General features: G+C 54.0%; 20 protein-coding genes and 2 pseudogenes. 5 read left to right on the top strand and 17 right to left on the bottom strand.

Annotated elements, in window-relative coordinates; genetic code table 11:
* Window positions 1–38: 38 nt before the first annotated feature.
* Window positions 39–1,131: pseudogene (locus O1Q98_RS11835) on the bottom strand (alkene reductase).
* Window positions 1,132–1,262: 131 nt separating this feature from the next.
* Between O1Q98_RS11835 and O1Q98_RS11830 the strand changes: the two are divergent.
* Window positions 1,263–1,832: a TetR/AcrR family transcriptional regulator gene (locus tag O1Q98_RS11830; protein WP_125261276.1), complete on the top strand. Its 570-nt coding sequence runs from the start codon at window positions 1,263–1,265 to the stop codon at window positions 1,830–1,832.
* Between the two features lie 282 nt (window positions 1,833–2,114).
* On the opposite strand, the pseudogene O1Q98_RS19850 reads toward O1Q98_RS11830, so the two are convergent.
* From O1Q98_RS19850 to O1Q98_RS11810, 5 genes and pseudogenes are all read right to left on the bottom strand, one after another.
* A pseudogene (locus O1Q98_RS19850) lies at window positions 2,115–2,219 on the bottom strand (transposase); the annotation flags it as partial.
* A 65-nt stretch (window positions 2,220–2,284) separates the two neighbouring features.
* Window positions 2,285–3,133 (bottom strand): BglG family transcription antiterminator LicT, encoded by an 849-nt coding sequence (gene licT, locus O1Q98_RS11825; protein WP_125261275.1) that lies wholly within the window; start codon window positions 3,131–3,133, stop codon window positions 2,285–2,287.
* Window positions 3,130–4,554, bottom strand: coding sequence for a glycoside hydrolase family 1 protein (locus tag O1Q98_RS11820; RefSeq protein ID WP_125261274.1), 1,425 nt, complete (start codon window positions 4,552–4,554; stop codon window positions 3,130–3,132). Before O1Q98_RS11820 ends, licT begins: the two co-directional genes overlap by 4 nt.
* Window positions 4,551–6,455, bottom strand: a complete 1,905-nt coding sequence (locus tag O1Q98_RS11815) for a beta-glucoside-specific PTS transporter subunit IIABC (protein ID WP_125261273.1) — start codon at window positions 6,453–6,455, stop codon at window positions 4,551–4,553. The genes O1Q98_RS11820 and O1Q98_RS11815 overlap by 4 nt, the downstream gene beginning before the upstream one ends.
* Before the next feature lie 332 nt (window positions 6,456–6,787).
* On the bottom strand, window positions 6,788–7,648 hold the full coding sequence (locus O1Q98_RS11810; RefSeq protein ID WP_125261272.1) for an SDR family oxidoreductase: 861 nt from the start codon (window positions 7,646–7,648) through the stop codon (window positions 6,788–6,790).
* A gap of 86 nt (window positions 7,649–7,734) precedes the next feature.
* On the opposite strand from O1Q98_RS11810, the gene O1Q98_RS11805 reads away from it, so the two are divergent.
* Window positions 7,735–8,157, top strand: a complete 423-nt coding sequence (locus O1Q98_RS11805; RefSeq protein ID WP_269975719.1) for a winged helix-turn-helix transcriptional regulator — start codon at window positions 7,735–7,737, stop codon at window positions 8,155–8,157.
* Between the two features lie 100 nt (window positions 8,158–8,257).
* Here the strand turns inward: O1Q98_RS11805 and O1Q98_RS11800 are convergent, their stop codons facing one another.
* Both O1Q98_RS11800 and O1Q98_RS11795 read right to left on the bottom strand, forming a co-directional pair.
* On the bottom strand, window positions 8,258–9,214 hold the full coding sequence (locus O1Q98_RS11800; RefSeq protein WP_125261270.1) for a GlxA family transcriptional regulator: 957 nt from the start codon (window positions 9,212–9,214) through the stop codon (window positions 8,258–8,260).
* Between the two features lie 40 nt (window positions 9,215–9,254).
* Window positions 9,255–10,028, bottom strand: coding sequence for an MBL fold metallo-hydrolase (locus O1Q98_RS11795; protein ID WP_125261269.1), 774 nt, complete (start codon window positions 10,026–10,028; stop codon window positions 9,255–9,257).
* 315 nt (window positions 10,029–10,343) lie between these two features.
* Here O1Q98_RS11795 and hppD point away from each other — a divergent pair, with 315 nt between their 5' ends.
* Complete coding sequence (hppD, locus tag O1Q98_RS11790; RefSeq protein ID WP_125261268.1) at window positions 10,344–11,429, top strand: 4-hydroxyphenylpyruvate dioxygenase; 1,086 nt, start codon at window positions 10,344–10,346, stop codon at window positions 11,427–11,429.
* A gap of 172 nt (window positions 11,430–11,601) precedes the next feature.
* Here the strand turns inward: hppD and O1Q98_RS11785 are convergent, their stop codons facing one another.
* Window positions 11,602–11,988, bottom strand: coding sequence for a winged helix-turn-helix transcriptional regulator (locus O1Q98_RS11785; protein ID WP_125261267.1), 387 nt, complete (start codon window positions 11,986–11,988; stop codon window positions 11,602–11,604).
* Between the two features lie 142 nt (window positions 11,989–12,130).
* On the opposite strand from O1Q98_RS11785, the gene O1Q98_RS11780 reads away from it, so the two are divergent.
* Window positions 12,131–12,742 (top strand): NAD(P)-dependent oxidoreductase, encoded by a 612-nt coding sequence (locus tag O1Q98_RS11780; RefSeq protein WP_125261266.1) that lies wholly within the window; start codon window positions 12,131–12,133, stop codon window positions 12,740–12,742.
* Window positions 12,743–12,843: 101 nt separating this feature from the next.
* Here the strand turns inward: O1Q98_RS11780 and O1Q98_RS11775 are convergent, their stop codons facing one another.
* Window positions 12,844–13,323 carry a GNAT family N-acetyltransferase gene (locus O1Q98_RS11775; RefSeq protein ID WP_125261265.1) on the bottom strand — a complete coding sequence of 160 codons (480 nt, stop codon included), beginning with the start codon at window positions 13,321–13,323 and terminating at the stop codon, window positions 12,844–12,846.
* A gap of 93 nt (window positions 13,324–13,416) precedes the next feature.
* Between O1Q98_RS11775 and O1Q98_RS11770 the strand changes: the two genes are divergently transcribed.
* Complete coding sequence (locus O1Q98_RS11770; protein WP_164513049.1) at window positions 13,417–14,355, top strand: LysR family transcriptional regulator; 939 nt, start codon at window positions 13,417–13,419, stop codon at window positions 14,353–14,355.
* Window positions 14,356–14,404: 49 nt separating this feature from the next.
* Here the strand turns inward: O1Q98_RS11770 and arnF are convergent, their stop codons facing one another.
* From arnF to arnB, 7 genes are read right to left on the bottom strand one after another with little or no spacing between them, the layout of a single operon-like run.
* Window positions 14,405–14,803 carry a 4-amino-4-deoxy-L-arabinose-phosphoundecaprenol flippase subunit ArnF gene (arnF, locus tag O1Q98_RS11765; protein ID WP_125261263.1) on the bottom strand — a complete coding sequence of 133 codons (399 nt, stop codon included), beginning with the start codon at window positions 14,801–14,803 and terminating at the stop codon, window positions 14,405–14,407.
* Window positions 14,800–15,138 carry a 4-amino-4-deoxy-L-arabinose-phosphoundecaprenol flippase subunit ArnE gene (arnE, locus tag O1Q98_RS11760; protein WP_125261262.1) on the bottom strand — a complete coding sequence of 113 codons (339 nt, stop codon included), beginning with the start codon at window positions 15,136–15,138 and terminating at the stop codon, window positions 14,800–14,802. Before arnE ends, arnF begins: the two co-directional genes overlap by 4 nt.
* Window positions 15,135–16,784, bottom strand: coding sequence for a lipid IV(A) 4-amino-4-deoxy-L-arabinosyltransferase (gene arnT / locus O1Q98_RS11755; RefSeq protein ID WP_125261261.1), 1,650 nt, complete (start codon window positions 16,782–16,784; stop codon window positions 15,135–15,137). The genes arnE and arnT overlap by 4 nt, the downstream gene beginning before the upstream one ends.
* Window positions 16,784–17,683: a 4-deoxy-4-formamido-L-arabinose-phosphoundecaprenol deformylase gene (arnD, locus tag O1Q98_RS11750; protein WP_125261260.1), complete on the bottom strand. Its 900-nt coding sequence runs from the start codon at window positions 17,681–17,683 to the stop codon at window positions 16,784–16,786. Before arnD ends, arnT begins: the two co-directional genes overlap by 1 nt.
* A gap of 13 nt (window positions 17,684–17,696) precedes the next feature.
* The gene (gene arnA / locus O1Q98_RS11745; protein WP_035338850.1) at window positions 17,697–19,688 is read right to left on the bottom strand and encodes a bifunctional UDP-4-amino-4-deoxy-L-arabinose formyltransferase/UDP-glucuronic acid oxidase ArnA; all 1,992 of its coding nucleotides are present in this window, start codon (window positions 19,686–19,688) and stop codon (window positions 17,697–17,699) included.
* Complete coding sequence (gene arnC, locus O1Q98_RS11740) at window positions 19,685–20,668, bottom strand: undecaprenyl-phosphate 4-deoxy-4-formamido-L-arabinose transferase (RefSeq protein WP_125261259.1); 984 nt, start codon at window positions 20,666–20,668, stop codon at window positions 19,685–19,687. Before arnC ends, arnA begins: the two co-directional genes overlap by 4 nt.
* On the bottom strand, window positions 20,668–21,810 hold the full coding sequence (gene arnB, locus O1Q98_RS11735; RefSeq protein ID WP_125261258.1) for a UDP-4-amino-4-deoxy-L-arabinose aminotransferase: 1,143 nt from the start codon (window positions 21,808–21,810) through the stop codon (window positions 20,668–20,670). Before arnB ends, arnC begins: the two co-directional genes overlap by 1 nt.
* Window positions 21,811–22,151 lie beyond the last annotated feature (341 nt).

The raw sequence follows: 22,151 nt of genomic DNA, 5'->3' as shown, positions 1-22,151 counted from the left end.
GGTTGCGAAATACCTTGTGTATTTCGCAAATTAATGTGTTAGGCGTTAACGTCGGCAAGTGTTGGGTAATCGGTATAACCTTTAGCACCACCACCATAAAGCGTCGTTCCATCAAGCTCGTTTAGCGGTGCGCCAGTTTTAAATCTTTCGACGAGATCAGGGTTTGAAATGAAGGGGCGCCCAAACGCAAATAAATCAACCTTGCCTTCAGCTAACTGGGCTGAAGCCAGCTCGGTGTTATAACCATTGTTGCCTATGTAATTATTTTTGAAGCGTTGACGAAGTGAACCGTAATCAAACGGCGCATTATCACGTGGCCCCCCTGTCGCGCCTTCGACAACATGAAGGTACACAATGCCGAGCTTATTCAGTTCATCCGCTACGTAGTCGTATTGTTCCTGTGGATTGCTAATCGAAATAGCATTAACCGTTGAAACAGGAGAAATGCGAACACCGGTGCGTTCTGCACCAATTTCTTTGCTTACAGCCTCAGTCACTTCTAATAGCAAGCGAGCACGGTTTTCAACAGAACCACCATAGGAGTCAGTACGCTGATTTGCCCCGTCTTTTAGGAATTGTTCCAACAGATAGCCATTTGCACCATGGACTTCAACACCATCAAACCCGGCTTTCATTGCATTAGCTGCGGCTAGACGGAAATCTTCGATAATCACAGGGATTTCATCGAGTTCTAATGCACGGGGCTCAGAAACATCGGCGAATCCATTATTTACAAATACTTTGGTTTCAGCTCGGATCGCTGATGGCGCTACGGGTGCCGCACCATGTGGCTGTAAGTCGACATGAGAAATGCGGCCTACGTGCCATAGTTGGACAAAGATTTTTCCGCCTTTGGCATGTACCGCATCGGTGACTTTGCGCCAGCCATCGATTTGCGCTTGAGTGTAGAGTCCTGGGGTGTCCTGGTAGCCTTGTGCTTGCGGGGAGATCTGGGTAGCTTCGGTGATAATCAGGCCAGCTGATGCACGTTTGTGCATAGTAAGTTGCTGCAAGTTCACTTGGCACAAGGCCTACACCAGCACGGTTACGAGTTAGCGGTGCCATGACAAAGCGATTGGCTAGGGTTAACGAGCCAAGTTTATAAGGTTGAAATAGAGCGTTATCTATCATTTTATGTTTTCCATTTGATGACTGGGGAATGCATTTAATGATGTCGATCATAATCTAAAAAGTCAACCCTTTGATTATGATCATCATCAAAGTATACTGTGCCATGATTCTTGCAAGGAGACGTAATCGATATGAAAGTGACAAAAGCACAGGTTCAAGAAAACCGCGAGCGCATTGTTAAAACAGCTTCAGTGTTGTTTCGTGAGCGTGGTTACGACGGAGTGGGTATTACAGAGTTAATGTCTACAGCGGGATTTACTCATGGCGGGTTTTATAAGCATTTTCAGTCGAAAGCTGACTTAATGGTAGAAGCAGCAGCTTATAGCTTTGCACAATCAAGTGCGCAAATGTCCGATTTTGACATTGTGTCTTTTGTACAAAAATACTTGTCGCGAGAACATCGAGATGCACCAGGTAACGGATGCACTATGGCCGCTCTTTGTGCTGATGCTGGACGCCATACGCAATCACTCAAAGAAACATTTTTGGCTGGAATTGAGAACCAGCTGGCCAGTTTATCACATGGAGAAGAATCTACTTTGGAAGAAAGAAAGGTGAAAATTAATACCATTGCTCATGCAGTTGGTGCGCTTGTTTTATCTCGATCTTGCCCTGATGATTCACTTCTTGCTCGAGAGATCCTTGAAGTGTGTCATGAAGAAATATTGGCAAAACTAACCACAAAAAATAGAAAGCGTTGAGTGAGAAAAGTGCTTTATCGAACTAAAAAATACCAAGCTTAAAAACACTTTTCTCATTTGAGACAGCCGCGTTAGAGTCACTCACTTTTGCCCAGCAATGAGTTTCGCCTAGTACGATATTTTAGTACTCAGCTATAGCTCGATACATGCTATGCACAGCGGCTAGACTAAATCTTTATTTTTGAACAAGCCTAAATTGCACAGTCATAATCTTGGCAAAAACCAAACGAACAAGTCTTTGCAAAGAAAAGGGCACATCAACGATGCGATGAATCGTAAACACCCAACATCCATGGCGCTGGCAGCGCCTACAACAGCGTAATTCTGGTCAAAGGCCAGTTGAGCGAATTCGCGTTTAAATTCTGCGCCGAAATCTCTCCTTTTCATGAGACTGGACTGACACCACAACAGTGTATTAAGGCCTTGATGCATCAATACCTATATATCAATGCCTACGCATCCAGACCGGAAATCCTCACCAGATGTACCGTGAGCCACAGCAACTCGTTGCCGCCAAGCGTGATGTCGAGCCGAAGCTTGACGTAATCACGGATGAGCAAGGCACAGCGGTAGGCATCCGGGTACTCCTTAATCACCTGCGCCAGCAAGAAACTGTCGCGCGCGGTGCTCATTTCCCCTTCCTGTAATCGCTGGAGAAAGAACTGCATGTGGGTCATAAACCGCGAGTAGTTAATCGACTCGGTATCGATTTCTTTTTTAAAGTGATACTGCACAAGATTAAAAATATCTTTCAGCATCTTCACTGATTGCATGGCCTGCGCCACGTCATCCCCCTCGCTCTGGCCGTTCACCAGATGAAAAGCGATGTTGCCAGCCTCCTCTTGCGGCAGTTCAATGCCGTACTGCTGGTGAATTATCGCCACCGCTTCACGGGCGACGCGGAACTGCTGCGGGTAAAAACGCCGCACCTCCGGCAGCAGGCGGTTTTGCATCACGATACCTTTGCGGCTGCGTTCTATGGCAAAGGTCAGGTGATCGGCAAGGGTGAAGAAAATCTGCTCGCGAACTTTGCTGGAAAGCTGCGCATTGGCGTGGGAAATAATCATTGCGGCCATTTCAATCACGTCATCTGGAATGGCTGAAAGCCCCTCAATATAGCCGCTATAGCCGCTGCGTTTTTCAAACGACGGAGTAACAAACAGCTTCTCTATTTTCTCTGGCGCAATCTCATCGCCGGGCTTGCTGTTAAAGCCAATGCCTTTGCCCATGACGATAACCTCCCTGTTATCGTCATCCACAGAGAGCACCAGACTATTATTGAGTACCTTCTGAACAATCATCGCTGCCACTCACCGTGATTACCATTTTGTGCAATCACATCCTTATACCACCAGAAGCTGCGTTTACGGCTTCTTTGCAGGCTTTTCAGGTCATCCTCACCGCGATCGACGTAAATAAAACCGTAGCGTTTGGCATAGCCCTGGTGCGTGCTGACCACATCCAGCGCCGCCCACGGGCAGTAGCCCATCAGCTCGACACCATCGGCAATCGCCAGGCGCATCTGTTCGATATGCGCCTGCAAAAAGGCAATGCGGTAATCATCGTTCACCGTACCGTCTTGCTCGGGCTTGTCCGGCGCGCCCATACCGTTTTCACTGATCAGAATCGGCAGGTTATAGCGCTCACACACTTTACGCAGGGTCAGGCGCAGGCCGACCGGGTCAACCACCCAGCCGTAAGGCGTTTTACCCACCCAGGGGTTCTCCGCTGGCCGATACACCCCCGCTTCACCCAGCATAATCTGCTGGTCGCCCGCGCGCGGCGCAACATCTGCGCCATCCCCCCGGCTGGCGGCAATGGTCGCAGTCGAGTAGTAGTTGATAGCGATAAAGTCAGGTCGTCCCTGCTGCAAAATAGACGCGTCCTCCGCCTGAATGTCCGGTGCCAGGCCGCGATCCTGCAAGTAGGCCCATGCCAGCGCGTTATAGCGGCCATGCACCGCGACATCCAGAAAACTCCAGCAGCGCAGAGTTTCCCAGTTGTGGGCGGCAATCGCGTCTTCGGGTTTGCAGCTCTCGGCATACATAGAGGTGGTATTGATAGCCGGGCCGATGCGCAGCCCCGGAAATTCCCGGTGGCAAAGCGCAAAAATCTGCGCCTGAGCCAGCATCATGTGGTGATTCTGCTGATACAGCGCCTTCTTGTCCGGCAACGCGCGGTCAGCCGGTACGCCAATCGCACCGGGGTGGAGGATCATGGTGTTTTGCTCATTAATCGTCAGCCACAGCGGGACGCTATCGGCAAATTCACTAAACAACAGGCGCGCGTAGCGAACGAACGCCGCACTGGTGTTGCGGTTCAGCCAGCCGCCTTTTAATTCCAGCGCCCAGGGCAGGTCGAAATGATACAGGGTGACGATAGGCGTGATGCGGTGGCGCACCAGCGCGTCAATCAGGCGGTGATAAAAAGCCAATCCCGCCGGATTCACCGCGCCGTCGCCATCCGGGATGACCCGTGACCAGGCCACCGAAAAACGATAAGCCTTCAGCCCCATTTCAGCCATCAGCGCCACATCTTCTTCTACGCGGTGATAATGATCGCTGGCGATACGAAAGTCCGCCGTTCCCGGCGGATGGTCGAGCATATCGACAACCGATGGCCCTTTACCGTCTTCATTCCATGCGCCTTCAACCTGATAGGCTGAGGTGGATGCGCCCCACAGAAAACCCTCTGGGAAGCGGGCCTGCTGTTGATAAATCATCCCCGCGCCTCCTTCACCGATTGCCCCATCAACACATCGCCATAATCGACCTGCGCCGCCGCCGTTATGCGCAGGGCCTGCGATTTATCGTCATTCACCACGATCACCGGCGTTATCAAATCGTACCCGGCCTGCTCGATAGCCGCGATATCAAAATGGATAAGCGCTTGCCCGGTCTTAACTTCATCGCCTAACTTCAGCGACGAGCGAAAGTGCTGGCCGTTGAGATTGACGGTATCAATACCGATATGCATCAACAGCTCCAGACCGCTGTCACTTTGCAGCCCAACCGCGTGACATGACGGCAGAAAAATAACGACTTTGCCGTTAAACGGCGCGCGCAATACCCCTTCCTGCGGGCGAATCGCCACGCCTTGCCCCAGCAAGCCACTGGAAAAAACATCATCATTCACTTCGCTCAATGCCACCACCTGACCGCGCAGCGGGCTTAACACGTCAACGTCACCGTTATTTTCACCGTTACTCGCACCGTCGCGTTTCAGGCGAGTGTCCAGCGGTGCGGCCTCACGGGTTTTTGCTTTATCTTCCGGGGTATCTTCAAAGCCGATGAACCAGGTCAGGGCGAACGTTACCCCAATCGAAATCACGCAAGTTACCAGCGCATGGACGATGTTCATCGGGTTTTCGCCGATAAATGCTGGCAGCGCCGCAAGGCCTGGGGAGACAAACGCGTAGCGCACCAGCCCGCTAACACCGGCATACACCCCGGCACAGCCGCCGCCTATCATCGCGGCAATCAGTACGCGGCGATATTTGAGCAACACGCCGTACAGCGCCGGTTCCGTGATACCCAATAGCGCAGTAAAGCCCGACGACGAAGCCAACTGACGCAGGCTGCTGTTTCTGGTTTTCAGCGCCACACACAGCGTGGCCGCGCCCATCGCCACATTGGACGCCAGCATTCCCGGCCCGTTAATCATTTCGTGGCCGCTTTTGCTCAACTGCCCCGTGGCAATAGGCGTCATCGCCCAGGCGGTTCCCGTAATAATCAGGAAGGGTTGCAAGGTGCCCATCAGCATCGGAATCAGCCAGCTGGCATGACGGTCGATAGCGCCTGCACCCGCCGCAACCAGATCGTTGAGCAGAATGCCTAATGGGCCGACCACCACCAGCGCCAGCGGCGCGGTAATCAGCAGAACCAGCATGGGTTTAACGAAGAATTTGATTATCGACGGTGACACTTTCTCGGCAAAACGCTCCACCCACGACATCAGCCATACCGTCAGAATAATCGGCAGCACAGAGCCGGAATAATCAGACAGCAGGACATGGATGCCGACAAAATCCACCGCTTTACCGGCTGCCAGCATCTGGCCGATGCCCGGATGCAATAGCACGCCCGCCAGCGTCATCGCCAGAATCGGGTTGCACTCAAACTTCAGCGAGGCTCCGTAAGCCAGCAGCACCGGCAGGAAGAAGAAAGCGGCATCGGCAACAATATTGAGCAATTGATATGTCGAGCTCGTCGCGCTAATCAGCCCGGTTAACTTAAGGATCGCCAGTAGCGCTTTAATCATCCCCGCGCCGGTGATAGCCGGGATAACCGGGGTGAAGGTGGTTGAAATGACGCTGATGATGCGCGCCACGATGCCATTGGGTTTGGCATGTTTATCGCCGCTGACGCCACTTTTCTTCTCCGGCAGCGCGTTGTTGATCAGACGGAAAACCTGCTGCACCTCATTGCCGATAACAATCTGGAACTGCCCGCCGTTCTCTACCACGCTGATAACGCCGGGAAGCGCGCTGATTTGCGCATCATTCACCTGCCGCCGGTCATTAAATTCCATGCGCAGCCGGGTCGCGCAGTGCGTGATCATGCGGATATTCTCCGCGCCTCCCACTGAGTGGAGGATTTTCGCTGCTATGTCGTTATAGTTCATAGAATTTCCTGGTGTTGGAGCAAAAAAAAGACCAAAACAGAGACGCTCCCCTTAACGGGAGAGCATTTCTATTTTGGTCTTGCCTGCTTTCGCAGTAACACGCCATCATAAAAATGGGTTACTTGGCCGGATTATCTAAGCAGCCAGAGGCTATTCCAATCACAGACTGATGAAAATGTGAGCCTGATTACATAAAATTTACATTTATATTCGGCCACAGCCGCCGGATCGCCGCAAAGCAGGGCTGTAACAACCGCCCTGCGCCATATGCCTGCGATGCTAACAATGTGATACTAACAACAATGAAACCGCGCTAAACGACCGCGCCCTGCTTAAACCGACATGTCGGTTAGCCATTGTTGCAACGTGCGAGGGGTAAGTCCCAGCACATGCTGTGCGCTGGTTTCTGTCGCAATCGCGTTAGCAGAGGCTTGCGCCTGAGCCTGATAACCGGCGACCACCCCTGCGGCAGCGCTCGCGCCAAATAAAGGCGCGATCATCTCGCCAAACGTTTCAGGTGCCAAACTGTGAAACGACACAGAAGCGCCAAGATAACGCGCAAACCCTTCAGCCAGGTCAGCCCCGGTTATCCCAGGCGACTGGCCGACCCCTATCACGCCGGTTATCGACGTGTTGAGCAGCAGATGCTCGGCAACGTCCGCCACATCCAGATGCGAACTCCATGACACCGGATAATCCGCCCGCAGCGGGTAATGCAGCATGCCCTGCGCTTTCACCGGCTCCAGCACCACCGGGTTGAGCAAATTCTCAAAAAACAAGCGCGGCGCGACAACGACCAACGACACGCCGGTTTGCCGAACTTCGCGAATCAACGTTGAAATAGCGCTTTCAGGCGGATTGTGTAAGGGAGAGCGCTGCTCATCAATAACCCATCCGCTAGTGGAAATCACCACCCGCGCGGGCCTGGCTCGCGCTATCGCATGCGCAATATTCAGCGCATACTCCAGACGCTCGGCCTCAGTAACAACCGGCAAGTGGACGAAAACCCCCTCAGCGCCCTGATAAGCAGCCACCAGCGAATCCACCGAGCCGTTATCGACGGCAACGGCAGCCATTCCTCTGGCGGCGGCAATATTGCGTACCGCCGCGACAGCGTGTTTACCTGAGCGAGTCAACCGAGCAAACAGTGGTGCCCCCTGAGCGCCCGTTGCGCCGTGAATAACATATTTCATGATATTTACCCTTAATAGTGCATTTTTTTCACTATTAAGGGTCTACTCTTAATATCAGTTACGTCAAATGCACTATTGGAGAAATTGTGGTCGCTGTGAAAAAAAAGACGCCTTGCTGTGGCGTCGCCCGTTTTTTGACGCTTCTTGACGGCCCATGGGCCACGCTTATCGTGCGTGAACTGTTACACGGGCCACAACGATTTACACAGCTCAGAGAGGCGTTGCCCGGCATTAGCGCCCATACCTTGACACACCGACTAAAAGGCTTCGAACGCCATGGGCTGGTGACGCGCACCGCCTATGCAGAAACGCCGCCCCGGGTTGTTTACGCGCTTACACCGTTAGGCGAGGGGCTGCGCGATGTACTGGAAGCCATGCGCGAATGGGGAGACAGTGTGCCGGAAGAGAACATCGCAGAAGAAACCGTTGAACATGGCGTGGCGAGCGCTGAACGCATGCGGCTGCCAGAATGCCCGCTGAAGCAGCAGGCGCGGCGGCGTAAGGAATAACGCCGCGCGTTAGCGCCCGCCGCCTGAAGAGAGACATCGGGCCTACCGGCATGGCGGAAGACAGCCCTGCAAAACCGGCGCTATCGTCATCATCGGTGGACTATCGTCCCTGGAATGTTTTGCGCCACTCGCCTGGCGTGACATTGAACTGGCGGCGGAAGTATTGACGTAGTGGCGTGGCGCTACTGAAACCGACCTGCTCGGCAATCGCCTCAATCGACAGCGTGGTGGACTCCAGTAACACCTGACTTTGCTGCAAGCGCTCCGCCATTAGCCATTCGCCAACCGACATCCCGGTCGCCTTATGAAACTGCCGGGTAAAGGTGCGGCGGCTCATCAGCGCCTGACGCGCCAGTTCATCAAGGTGATGAGGCTGGCTGAGGCGGCTTCTCAGATAAGCCAGCAATGCGTTAATTCTGCCATCCTGAGTGGAAGTTGGTACGGGCCTTTCAATAAACTGCGCCTGGCCGCCCTCCCGGTGAGGAGGGATCACCATTCTTCTGGCAACCCGGTTGGCAATGACGCTGCCGTGGTATTTTCTGACCAGATGCAGGCAGCAGTCCAGTCCGGCCGCCGTCCCTGCTGAGGTTATCAACCGCCCGTCCTCTACATACAACGCATGCGTATCCAGATGCACATCGGGAAAACGCTGCTGAAAATCCTGCGCGAACTCCCAGTGTGTTGCGGCATTGCGCTGCGTAAGCAGCCCGGCCCACGCCAGCACATAGGTGCCCAGACAGAGCCCAACCAACAGGCTGCCGCGCGCATAGGCCGCAACCAGCGCATCCAACAACGCCTGGTTGGGTTTCTCCTGCGCGGAACGCCAATAAGGCACCACGACAATATCGGCATCGGCCAGCACATCCAACCCGGATGCTGCCTCTATTTGCAAACCCTGCCCGGAACGCAATACGCCCTCTTCAGCGCGGCAAATACGTAACCTGAATAGCGGTTTATCGGGCAACACGTCGCCAAAAATCATGCAAGGTACAGATAAATGAAACGGGCTGAACTGATTACAGGCCACAACTGCAACTAACGGAATATCAGTGCCCACCTTCGCTCCTGCTTCTCTCATCATTACCGATTCGGAATGACTACAGCATACAGGACTCGCCATCCGCCGGGATGACTACCTGATGCGCCACACCGTTTTGCTGCAAAAAATCCGCCAGCGCTGCACGACTCAGCGCCGAATGATTCACCGCTTCCATGTGGCTGGCAATCAGCGTCGCATGGGGGGCATGCTGCGCCACGGCCAATACATCCTGCTGGTTCATGATGATTGACCCCAGCCCGACAATTTGCGCATCGCCGCAATTAAGAATAATGACGTCTGGCGTATAACGGATCAGGTTTTCAGCCACCGCAACATTCCAGACGGTATCTCCGGCCAGATAGAGCGTTTTCTCTTGCGGGTGACGAAACACCACGCCACACACCTCACCCAATCTTTCGCCAAGCTTTGCCATAATCGCATCGCTGCCATGCTGGCCCGGCGTTTTACTTAACGTGATATCGCTAAAAGCACTCTGTTCGCTTAACAGCCGAACATCGCTAAACCCGGCGGCCTGAATGATTTCCCGGTCATGCTCATGTTGCACAAATAGCGGTAATGATTTCGGCAGATGGGTAACAGCCGCATCATCCCAATGGTCAAGATGCGTGTGAGTGACAATCACCGCATCGACACCCGCAAACAGGCTTTCCAGCGTCACCGGCAAGTCCACCAGCGGATTACGCAAATGGCTGTTTAATGTTCCCTCAAACCCCGGATAAGCGCCTTTTTCCGCCAACATCGGATCAATAAGAAACGTTTTACCCGCAAAGTTTATTTTCAGCGTGGCATTCCTGATTTGCGTAATGTTCATCACACTCTTTCCTTCTATGTTGAAAACGACGTGCTCATAGCGGCCAGTGTGCGGGAAAGTCGGTGCCTCCGGCAGTGGCCCGAAGGCCATTTATAAATAAATTTGGGCCAAAACACCGTACCTATCAAGCCAAGCGCAACACCTGAGCATTTGATTAATACATCAAGGAAAATTAACCTGCGAAATTACTTCGATTTAATTTATTTTTTTTACAATAAGAAAAATTTGCTACCCGGCCATCATCGTTCACGTTATTATTTATCGTGAAAATCAGCTCCTGATTTATTCACCTCCTTTATGGACAAAGGAAATAATATGACTAACGCATTTGAAAACCCGCTTGATTTGAATGGATTCGCTTTTATAGAATTTGTTACTGCTGCGCCAGAAACGCTCTCTTCACTCTTCATTTCTCTCGGGTTTACCCGTGTTGCTCACCACCGCCGTCGGGATATTACCTTGTTCCGACAAAATAATATTAACTTTCTCATCAGCCACTCAAGTTCAGGCTTTCCCCATACCTTTTTACAGGAGCATGGCTGTGGCGCTTGTGGGGTTGGCTTTTACGTAAAAGACGCCGCCCGCGCCTATGAACAGGCGATTCAGTCCGGTGCCAGGGCCGCTGTGCAGGGCATCAATCACGGTGAAATCATGATCCCGGCAATAGAAGGCATTGGCGGGTCACGTATTTATTTCATTGAAAAATACACAAACGACCTGGATATTTTTGATATTAATTTTGACTTTATTCCGGGCGTTGAGAGAAAACCCAAAGGGTTTGGTCTGCATACCCTCGATCACTTAACCAATAATGTCTATCAAGGCAGGATGGAATATTGGGCGGAATTCTATAACCGGATATTTAATTTCCAGCAAATTCGTTATTTTGATATCGCAGGTGAATACAGCGGGTTGCATTCCAAAGCGATGATGGCACCTGATGGGAAAATACGTATCCCACTCAATGAAGAAGCTGAAGGAAGCCAGGGGCAAATTCAGGAGTTTCTGCGTCGCTTTAATGGCGAAGGTATTCAGCATATTGCAATGCAGACAGACAATATTCTGGTCACACTGGATAAACTGCGGCAGGCTGGCGTACCGCTAATGTCTGCCCCGTCCGACAGCTATTATCAGATGGTGGAAGAACGGCTGCCCGGCCATGGCAGAAACCTTGCGGCGCTGCAGTCGCGCGGTATTTTGCTTGATGGCAATACCCTGAACGGGCAGAAAAAGTTGTTGCTGCAAATCTTCTCAGAAACGCTGATCGGGCCACTGTTTTTTGAATTCATCGAGCGGGACGGCGATGAGGGTTTCGGTGAAGGTAACTTCAAAGCGCTGTTTGAATCCATGGAGCGTGACCAGCTGGCGCGCGGGGAAATCAACATCACCGGCGCGGCATAACAGGCACGACAAGCACGGTGGGCAGACTACAGGCGGCACACAGCCAGCAAGCCTGTACCGTACCGCTGCATCATCTCTCGCGGGCTGGTAAACCAGACAAGGAACCCACACGCCCCGATCATGCCAGTCGCGTTAGCAAGTAGCGCGACTGGCGGCCAGCGCGCTGCTGGCATCAGGCATTATCCCTTTTTTGCCCGTAGGCTTTGCGCGCCTCGCAAATAGTACGGTGATGCGCATCCGCCCATTGAACCAGCACCCTCATCGGTTGCAGGAAAGAGCGCCCAAGATCGGTAAGCTGGTATTCCACCCGAGGCGGCACCTCGGCATAAATGGTTCGCCTGACAAACCCATCCTGCTCCAGCAGCTTCAACGTCTTTGAGAGCATTTGCCTGGAAATATCACCAATACAACGCATCAGCTCATTAAAACGCAGCGTGCCATCACTCAACGTTTCCAGCACCAGCAAGCTCCACTGATCGCCAATACGATCAAGCACATCGCGTATCGGGCAGGCCTGTTCAAAGACAAACACCTCTTTTTCCGCAACGGATTTTGGCATCGCATACTCCACAATAGTCAGCTCTTGATGACCAGATAACACACGGGTGACTTCTTGCGCAGCGATCCCGCTTTGCGCATAATCCCCACCAATGGTCTACATATTAGACCTTTCCTCTATTCAAGACTATAAGGGACAAAACATGGCTCGTATTGCACTGATCGGCGCGTCTGGCAACGCAGGTTCACAAATTCTAAAAGAGTTATCCGCTCGTGGGCACCAGATAACCGCGATTGCCCGCCACCCGGAGAACATCGCGCCACTGGCTGGCGTTAGCGCTAAAAAAGGGGATGTGTTTGATTTAGCAGGGCTAACGGCGTTGCTGGCAGGCCATGATGCCGTCATCAGCTCTGTCCATTTTACCAGCAGCGATCCGCAGACACTTATCGATGCCGTGCGTGCCGCAGGGGTGAAGCGCTATCTGGTCGTTGGCGGTGCCGGTAGCCTGCTGGTAGCGCCGGGCCAGCGTCTGGTCGATCAACCCGACTTCCCGGATGCTTACAAAGCGGAAGCGACCAAAGGGGCCGATTTTCTTGAACTGCTGAAAACCGTCAACGACCTGGATTGGACGTTCCTGTCGCCGTCGATGATGTTTATCGACGGTGAACGCACCGGCGCTTTCCGTCTTGGTAAAGACGAGCTGTTGGCCAACGAGCAAGGCAGCAGCATCTCTTTTGCCGATTACGCTATCGCATTAGTGGATGAAGTGGAGAAACCACAGCACATCCGTCAGCGTTTTACCGTGGGTTATTGAGTGTCTTTGTGTAAATAACGAGGGGATGACTTTCTGTGTCCGTTTACCCTCTACAGGCTGTGGGCGTTCCACAGCCTGTTTTTTGCCGCTGTCCTGGCAGGCTACGACTGCGCGACCTGTTGCAGGCTGTCGCCTTCAAGCCGGTAACGTATCCACTCATTTTGCGGTGCCGCGCCCAGGCTGTCGTAAAAATCAATGGCGGGCTGATTCCAGTCCAACACGCTCCATTCCAGCCGGCCACAACCGCGCTCAACCGCCAGACGCGCGATGTATTTCAGTAACGCCTTGCCCGCGCCATAACCGCGATAATGCGGCGAGACATACAGGTCTTCCAGATAAATACCGTTGCGACCAAGCCAGGTGGAGTAGCTGGTGAAGAACACCGCAAACCCGATAGGTTCACCGTTCCATTCGCAAATCAGCGCTTCGGCAGAGGCACCGTCGCCAAACAGCGTTTGCTCAATCTCCTGCTGGTTGGTTTTCACCTCGTGCAGCGCTTTCTCATACTCGGCCAGTTCACGAATAAAATTCAGGATGGTGGCGGAATCTTGCTGCGCCGCCCAACGGATACGTAAGGTCATAAGAAGATCCTTGTAATGAATGCGTTAGGTTGCAAGCTTAATCGCTAGGTTATAATGCATGAAGTGCAATATTATCAATTTATAGTGAATATCATGCATCCTCAGTTACGACGCCTCGACCTTAATCTATTACTGGTTTTTGATGCCATTTTCCGACATCAGTCAGTCACTCGCGCGGCTTCTGAATTGGCCATCAGTAACTCAGCGTTAAGCCATGCCCTGAGCAGGTTACGCAAGACGCTGAATGATGAGCTGTTTTACCGATCGGGTCAGGAAATGCGACCAACCGTTTTCGCGCAAAATCTGGCTGCCACCATTGGCGACGGGCTGCGTTTGCTGGAGCAAGGGTTTAGCCAGCGGCCTGATTTCGACCCTGCCAGCAGCCATGAATCCTTTACGTTTTCGGTGACTGACTACACGGCATTTTGCGTTTTTCCGGTATTAACTGCGGCGCTCCAGTCACTGGCACCTCATCTTCAATTCCAGTTAAGGCATAGCGATCAGAAAGTCGCCTTTGAAGAATTACGAGCCGGTCGCATCGATTTCGCCCTTGGCTTTACCGAACTTACGGATCAGCAACATGGAGATATTCATGAGATTGATTGGATGGAAGATGATTACGTCGCACTCACCGCAACCCGATTCAGAGAAAATAGGACACCATTATCATTGGAAGAATACCTGAATGCCCGTCATCTGGTGATTACACCCTGGAATGAAATACGCGGAGCCATCGACTACGAGTTGGATAAACTGGGCCAACAGCGCACCATCGCACTGCGTATGCAATCGCTGCTGGCTGCACCAGCTATCATCGGACAAAGTAACCTGCTAATGACGCTACCGCGCTTTGCTGCCAGTCAGCTTGCCACACTAACCAGTTGTAACATTCATGAGTTGCCCTTCCCAGTGCCGCCTTATCGCATCAAAATCTATTACCATCAGCATCATCAACAGCGAGCGGCCGAACGCTGGCTGGCGGCACAGATTCAGCAGTTAGCACCGCTTTCTCAGCCCACTGCATCACCATAATTACCGGTAATAAGTCACCGACAACACGCGTATACGGGCAAAAAGAGCATCAGGATCTATCGTGCAAACGTGAGGGGTGCCGACCACACACCAGCCACACGCCGCCAATAATCAGCGCGATCGCCAGCAATTTGCCGGTACTAAAAGTATCAGGGAAAATAGGTAACGCCACCGCCAGTCCCCACACCAGCACGTAACTGAGGCTTAACAGCGGATAGGCGCGGCTGAGTGGCAAAAAACGCAGCGCATTAAACCAGCACAGCATTGATAGCGCATACGCCAGCAACCCGGCAAACACCGCAGCGGCAGCCAGCGGCAACGCCAGCGCTGCAAACATGAACGGTAGCGGTTCGGTCAATGCGGGCAGTTGGGACATCCCCCATTTCATTGATAACTGCGCCCCACTCACCAACAGCACACTCAATAATGCCCATCCATAGCCTTTCACACGCTCACTCCCATCAGAATGACTCCGAGCACAATTAGCACAATCCCCACTGACTGATGCACGCTAATCGCTTCCTGCCATAGCCAGCGCGCCGCCAGCGCCACCAGAATAAAATTCAGGCTCAACATCGGATACGCCACACTGACGGCCACACGCTGCAATATCGCCAGCCACAGCAACATCGCCAGCCCTAACAACAACACACTGATGCCCATCCACAGCATAATATGTCTACGTCGGGTGCCGCCGCCCTGCCAGCTTGCCGCCTGTTTTTGACTGAGCTGGCCTGCACAGGTGAGCAAACTGACCAGCAAAATCAACGCATAATCGGTCATTGCTGGCGATACCACAGCAAGGCAACCCGCCCCTGCCGGTAAGTATTATCCGCCGGGGGAACACCGACTATCGGATCATTTTCCGAAGAGAACATCAGCACCAAAGAGACGTTGCCCTCACGCCGATGAACCGCCAGCCAATCGGCAAATGCCGCTTCAGACACCATTCGATGAGCGCTGTCCGGGTATGACAAGCCATACTCCAGCTCACCTGTATTGTCATACATCAGAATATCGCTGCGCTTTTGCTCCCAGGCGATAGCCGACGCCATCCCCACGCTGTCGGCCAGAATATAGCGACTCTGCGAGAGCGGCGAGGCCACATTACGCACAAACCACTGTGGGTTCTTGGTTTCTACCACGCGCTGAGGGATCGCCATGCCTATCAGCAAGGCAATACCCAGCGGGCAGGCCGCCGCCCAATACCAGCGTATTGCGGCACGCCGCAGCGTCCATCCCCCAACCAGCGCCCAAAACAGGAATCCCGCAACGCCCAGCAGCACTTTCGTGGTTTCTTGCGGCTGATAGAGCGGGCGGCCGATTCCCCACGGTGCCAGCACCAGCAGTACAACCAACGCGCACAGCAGGCCGAACACCAGATTGATCCAGCCATTGATGGTTAACAGGCGATGATTGAGTAGCGTGGTGGCGCGCCGCGCCATTAACAGCGCCAGCGGCGCAAAGCACGGCAGAATATAGGTTGGCAGTTTCCCTTTGGCGACGCTAAAGAACAGGAACGGCATCACCGCCCAGCTCAATAAGTAAAACACGCCGCGCTGCTGGTGGCGCTCACGCCAGCCAAAGCCTAACGAGGCAGGCAACAGCGCCAGCCACGGCAGCGCACCGGCGACCAGAACAGGCAGGTAATACCAGAATGGCGCTTTGTGCTGTGCATTTTCCGAATCGGCAAAACGCTGAATATGCTCGACCCAAAAGAAATAATGCCAGAAATCCGGCTCCTGACGCGCAACCGCCAGCGCCCAGGGGAGCGACACCAACACCGCGCTGACAATCGCCAGCGGCCCATACAGCAGCACCTCTTTCCAGCGTTTTTCCAGCGCCACCCACGGCAGCACCGCTATCACCGGCACCGCCAGCGCCAAAAACCCTTTGGTCATGAAGCCCATGGCGCACACGACCCCCAGCAGCAGGTAGCCGCCGACCTTGCTGGCGCGAGTGACAGCCTGCGTCGCCGCCCAAAAGCTGCACATGGCCGCTGCCAGCCACAGCGTCACTATCGGGTCGAGCACCGCATAGGTGCCGATGCCGTAGACCAGAAAACAGCTCAGGTAGATGGCCGCCGCCAGCAATGAGGTTCGCCGGTGTTGCCATAACCGCTCCGCCAGCCAGTAAACCAACAGCGCGGTGAGCAGAATCGAGAACACCGCACCGGCGCGCACCCCGGCATTGTTATCACCCAGCAGCCACTGGCCGATACTGTTCACCCAGTAACCGGCAATCGGTTTTTCAAAATAGCGAATGCCGAAAAAATGCGGCGCAACCCAGTTGCCACCGGCCAGCATTTCCCGGCTGATTTCCGCATAGCGGGTTTCATCCGGCTGCCACAACAGTCGGCCATTGAGAGGAATAAAGTAATAAAGCAGCAACAACGCCGCCCACAGCGTTGTCTGACGTGCGTATTTCATCAGGCCGTCTCCCCGGTCTGTTGGCACCCCAGCCAGCCATCGCGCCCGGCAAGGGAGCCGCGCACTACGCGCCCGACGGGTAATGTTGAGAGGTCATCAGGTAACAGTTCACTGAGCGGGCAAAAGCGAATCCCCTCCTGCTCTGCCAGCGCCAGCAGTTCACTAAACTGTGAACTCATGACAATGCCTTCGACTTCGGCATGAATGGTATAGACCGGCGTACCCTTATCCTGATGAATCTTATCGAGAATATAGCGGTTAAATTCTGCCGCGCTGGTTTCGCGCCCCACCGCTTCATCCCAGGTCGGCAACGTCACCGGAATTTGTACCGTACCGGTGCTGCCGTCGTTAAGCAGCGGGCGAAACGGCGCTGTGCCGCGACAATCACTGTTGTAGCGAAAACCAAATGCCTGCTTGGCCTCAACCGTGGTTTGGTCTGCTCGCCAGCCCGCCACCGCCGAGCATATGACCGGCTCGCCGGTAATCGACTGCAACGACTCATAGGCCAGCCGAGTCTGCTGTTCCATTTTGGCCTGATCCCACACGCCTGCCCAGGTTTGCCAGGCAAAGTGATCCCAGGCGTGCAGCCCTACCTCATGGCGCTTCGCCGCTGCGCGGATAGGCTCCGGCAAGCCACGGCCAATCACCCGGCCCGGCCATGCCGTCCCTGCCAGCAAAATGTCCCAGCCATACAGCGATGCTGCGCGTGAGCGCAGCATTTTCCACAAAAATACAGGGCGAATCAGACGCCAGAGGTGACGCCCCATGTTGTCGGGCCCGACGCTGAAGAAAAAGCTGCCGCGAACGTCATACACATCGAGCAACTCCAGCAAACGCGGCACCCCGACTCGGGTGCCTCGCCAGGTATCGACATCAATCCGTAACCCTACGTTTATCATTCGCAGTCCTGTTTTATTCGCCGTCCTGACTAAATTGCCCGTTCTCAACGGTCTGGAGGAAGAAGTCCAGCGTTTCTGCCACGGTTTTCTCCATCTCAATCGAAGGCTGCCAGTTCAACAGACGTTTGGCATTACGGATGCTCGGTTTGCGGTGCTCCACATCCTGATAGCCTTTGCCGTAGTAGCTGCTGCTTTCCACTTCGCGGAAACCGGCAAACGGCGGGAACTGGTTACGCAGCGGGTGCTTCTCAAAGCTCTCCAGCAGCTGTTCTGCCAGCTGGCGAATGCTCGCTTCGTTGTCCGGGTTGCCGATGTTGATGATTTGCCCGTCGCACACACCATTTTTGTTTTCGATGATGCGGAACAGCGCTTCGATACCGTCTTTGATGTCGGTAAAGCAGCGTTTCTGCCGACCACCGTCCACCAGCTTGATAGGCGAGCCTTCCACCAGGTTGAGGATCAACTGGGTGATGGCGCGAGAGCTGCCGATACGCGCGGCATTCAGGTTATCCAGACGCGGCCCCATCCAGTTGAACGGACGGAACAGGGTGAAACGCAGCCCCTCTTTTTCGCCGTAAGCCCAGATAACGCGATCCAGCAGTTGCTTGGATACCGAGTAAATCCAGCGCTGTTTGTTGATAGGCCCGACGATAAGGTTAGAGTTGTCTTCGTCGAACACCGGGTCGGTAGACATGCCGTACACTTCAGACGTGGACGGGAAAATGATGCGTTTTTTGTACTTCACGCAATCACGGATGGTTTTCAGGTTCTCTTCGAAATCCAGCTCGAACACGCGCAGCGGGTTACGGGTGTACTCAATCGGCGTAGCGATGGCCACCAGCGGCAGCACCACATCACATTTTTTGATGTGGTATTCAATCCACTCAGAGTGAATGCTGATATCGCCTTCCACGAAGTGGAAACGCGGGTTGCCGAGGAAGCGCTCAATGGCATCGGAACTGATGTCCAGCCCGAACACTTCGTAGTTATCTTCCTGCAACAAACGCTCGGTCAGGTGGTTGCCGATAAAACCATTCACGCCAAGAATCAAGACGCGGGTGCGGCGCTTCACGCTCACCATCGGTGAATTATTGAGGATGGCACCCGTCACCAGGCCAAGGCTTTGAGCCAGTTGTGAACCTTGCAGATAAATACCGTTATCGCCCTGCCCGGTCACGATTTCCAGCGCATCGCTACCACAGGCGACCACCAGCGGCGAGGTACTGAGCACCGTACCCGGTTTCGCCGCCGGGAAATCGGTACGGATTTTGGTCTGCCAGATAATAAATTTGGTGGTACCGACGAAGCTGAACGCGCCCGGCCACGGTTCCGTCACCGCGCGCACCAGGTTAAACAGCGCACGCGCCGGTTTCTGCCACTCAATGCGGCCATCTTCCGGGGTACGGCGGCCAACATAGGTGGCCTGGCTTTCATCCTGCGCGGTTTCCTGTGCGTTACCGGCTTTAATGGCCGGCAGCGCGGTTTCCAGCACGTTGCGGGCGGCATCACGCAATTTATGGTGCAGACTGAGCGCGGTATCCGCATCGTCAATTGCCACGCTGTGCTGGGCAACAATGTTACCGGCGTCGGCACGCGCCACCATGCGGTGCAACGTCACGCCGGTTTCGGTTTCACCGTTAACCAATACCCAGTTCAGCGGCGCGCGGCCACGGTAGCGCGGCAGCAGCGAGCCATGCAGGTTGAATGCACCGCGCGGCGCGCTTTGCAAAATGGCATCGCTCAACAGGTTGCGATAATAGAACGAGAAAATCACGTCCGGCGACATCGCCGCAATACGCTCAACCCACAGCGGGTGGTTGACGTCTTCGGGCGCAAAAACCGGAATCCCCAGCTCCGCCGCAGTACGGGCAACCGATCCAAAGAACTGATTTTCCGCTGGATTATCTGCGTGGGTAAACACCGCTTCTACGGTATAACCCGCTGCCACTAACGCGCGGAGTCCCACGCAGCCGAGATCATGATAGGCAAAAACAACTGCTTTCATTCTTCATTGTCCTGTTCAGAAAATCGTGGATCGTTGCCAACAATACGTTGAATAAAATAGCGGGGACGGGCGCGGACATCGTTATAGATGCGTCCGATATATTCGCCCAACAGCCCCATACCGACGAACTGTGCGCCGATAAAGGTAAACAGCACGGCAAACAGCGTGAATACGCCATCCGCCGCCCACGCCGCGCCAAAAAACAGCCGCAGCAGGATAAGCAACAGCGCCAGCGTAAAACCGGAGATGGCGATGATGCTGCCCACCACGCTCAATAAACGCAGCGGCGTGGTGGTCAGGCACGTCACCAGGTCATACATCAGGTTAATCAGCTTCATGAAGCTGTATTTAGAGTCGCCAAATTCACGCTCTGAATGGCGCACCAGTATCTCGGTGGTGCGACGGGCAAAGGTATTGGCGAGAATAGGAATGAAAGTGCTGCGTTCATGGCAATGCAACATGGCATCGATAATGTGGCGGCGATAAGCGCGCAGCATACAGCCGTAATCGTTCATCGCCTTGCCGGTCGTGTGCTGAATCAGGCGATTGATCATGCGCGAGGCGGTTTTACGAAAGACACTGTCTTGCCGGTTCTCACGAATGGTGCCCACCACATCAAAGCCTTGGTCGGCGGTCTCCACCAGCCGGGGGATCTCTTCCGGCGGATTTTGCAAATCAGCATCCAGCGTGATGATAAGATCGCCCGAAACATGGCTAAAGCCAGCCATAATCGCCGAATGCTGCCCGTAATTACGATTGAGGATCACCGCAATCACGCGGCTACCCGGCACTTGCGCAGCTTCAGTCAGCAATTCGGCAGAATTGTCGCTGCTGCCGTCATCCACCAGCAGAATCTCATATTCACGGTTGAGCTTCTCGCACGCATCGGTGGTGCGCCGAATTAACTCCGGCAGGCTCTCCTGCTCGTTAAACACAGGAATAACCACAGAGACTTTTTTAATAGCGTCCATCTCAAGCATCAGCGTTTCCCCGCCAATTCGGTTAATGCCTCGACGACCCTGTCTACATCCTCATCGCGCATATCCGGGAACAGCGGCAAAGAGCAGATGCGCGCGGAGTTCCAGTCAGAATTCGGCAAATGCACATCAGGGAAACGCTCGCGGTAATACTTCTGGGTATGGGCGGCGCGGAAATGCAGGCCAGTGCCGATATTGCGCTCTTTTAACGCCTGCATCAGCCCATCGCGGTCAATGCCGCAGCGCGCTTCATCCACCCGGATAATGAACAGATGCCAGGCGTGCTGATGTGGCCAGTCAGGCAGTGACAATGGCTCAAACGGCAAATCAGCCAGTTTTTGTAAATAACGCTGTGCCAGCTCGGCGCGGCGCGCATTGTTAGCCGCCAGTTTATCGAGCTGCACCAGCGCAATCGCCGCACTGATATCCGGCAGGTTGTACTTAAAGCCCGGCGACACCACTTCAGCCTGCGGTGCGCGCCCTTGCACCATACGGTCAAATGCATCCACCGCCAGGCCGTGGAATTTCAGGCTGCGAATGCGGCTTGCTAAGGCATCGTCATCCGTCACCACCAGGCCGCCTTCGGCACAGGTCATGTTTTTGATGGCGTGGAAGGAGAAAATCGCCGTGCCTTCATGCCCAATATGGCGACCACGGTAATACGTCCCAGCGGCGTGAGCCGCATCTTCAATCACCGCAATACCATGACGACGACCAATCTCGCGGATGGCATCCATATCCGCCGGAGCCCCCGCATAATGCACCGGAATGATGGCTTTAGTGCGCGGCGTAATCGCAGCTTCAATCGCCTGCGGCGTGACCATCAGATTATCGCGGTCTACATCAATCATGACCGGCTCGGCACCCAACAGCACAATCATATTCAGGGTGGACACCCAGGTCAGCGAAGGCGTAATCACCTCATCGCCAGCGCCGATACCCAGCGCCATGAGCGTAACATGCATGCCTCCGGTGGCAGAGCTGAACGAAATGGCATGTTTTGCGCCGGTGAGGGCGGCAAACTGTTGTTCCAGTTCCTGATTCTTGGGACCTGTGGTAATCCATCCAGAACGAAGAACCTGCCCGACCGCAGCGAGTTCTTCCTCACCTAATGCAGGGCGTGAGAAAGGTAGAAAATCAGCCATGTAAAAATTCACTCTCAGGTTAATTCTATGATTACTGGCGCGACAGGGGGGAACGCCAAAGGCACGCCACCCGCTATCAGGATTCGAGTCAGGGGGTAAATGCGTTAAGAGGAAACCACGTCTTGAATCCTTATGAAGAATCAGTAGAAAAGCGATTAATGACAGCAAGATGACCGCCAAATGGCAAAAGGCCATCAACCCACCGCAGCATGACCATCGCTCAGGCGAATACCGCGCCAGACTGCGCCTGTCAGAACGCACTCCACCCTATTTTCATCCGGTCACGTAACGCTCACCATCAGATTTATGTCATCAACCATCGAGAAACCGGCGGCTTTCAC

Origin of the sequence: Dickeya lacustris (assembly GCF_029635795.1) — a bacterium.
GTDB classification, from domain to species: Bacteria; Pseudomonadota; Gammaproteobacteria; order Enterobacterales; family Enterobacteriaceae; genus Dickeya; species Dickeya lacustris.
Note: the sequence above shows the minus strand (reverse complement) of the source record. Positions and strands in the feature narration are given on the sequence as shown.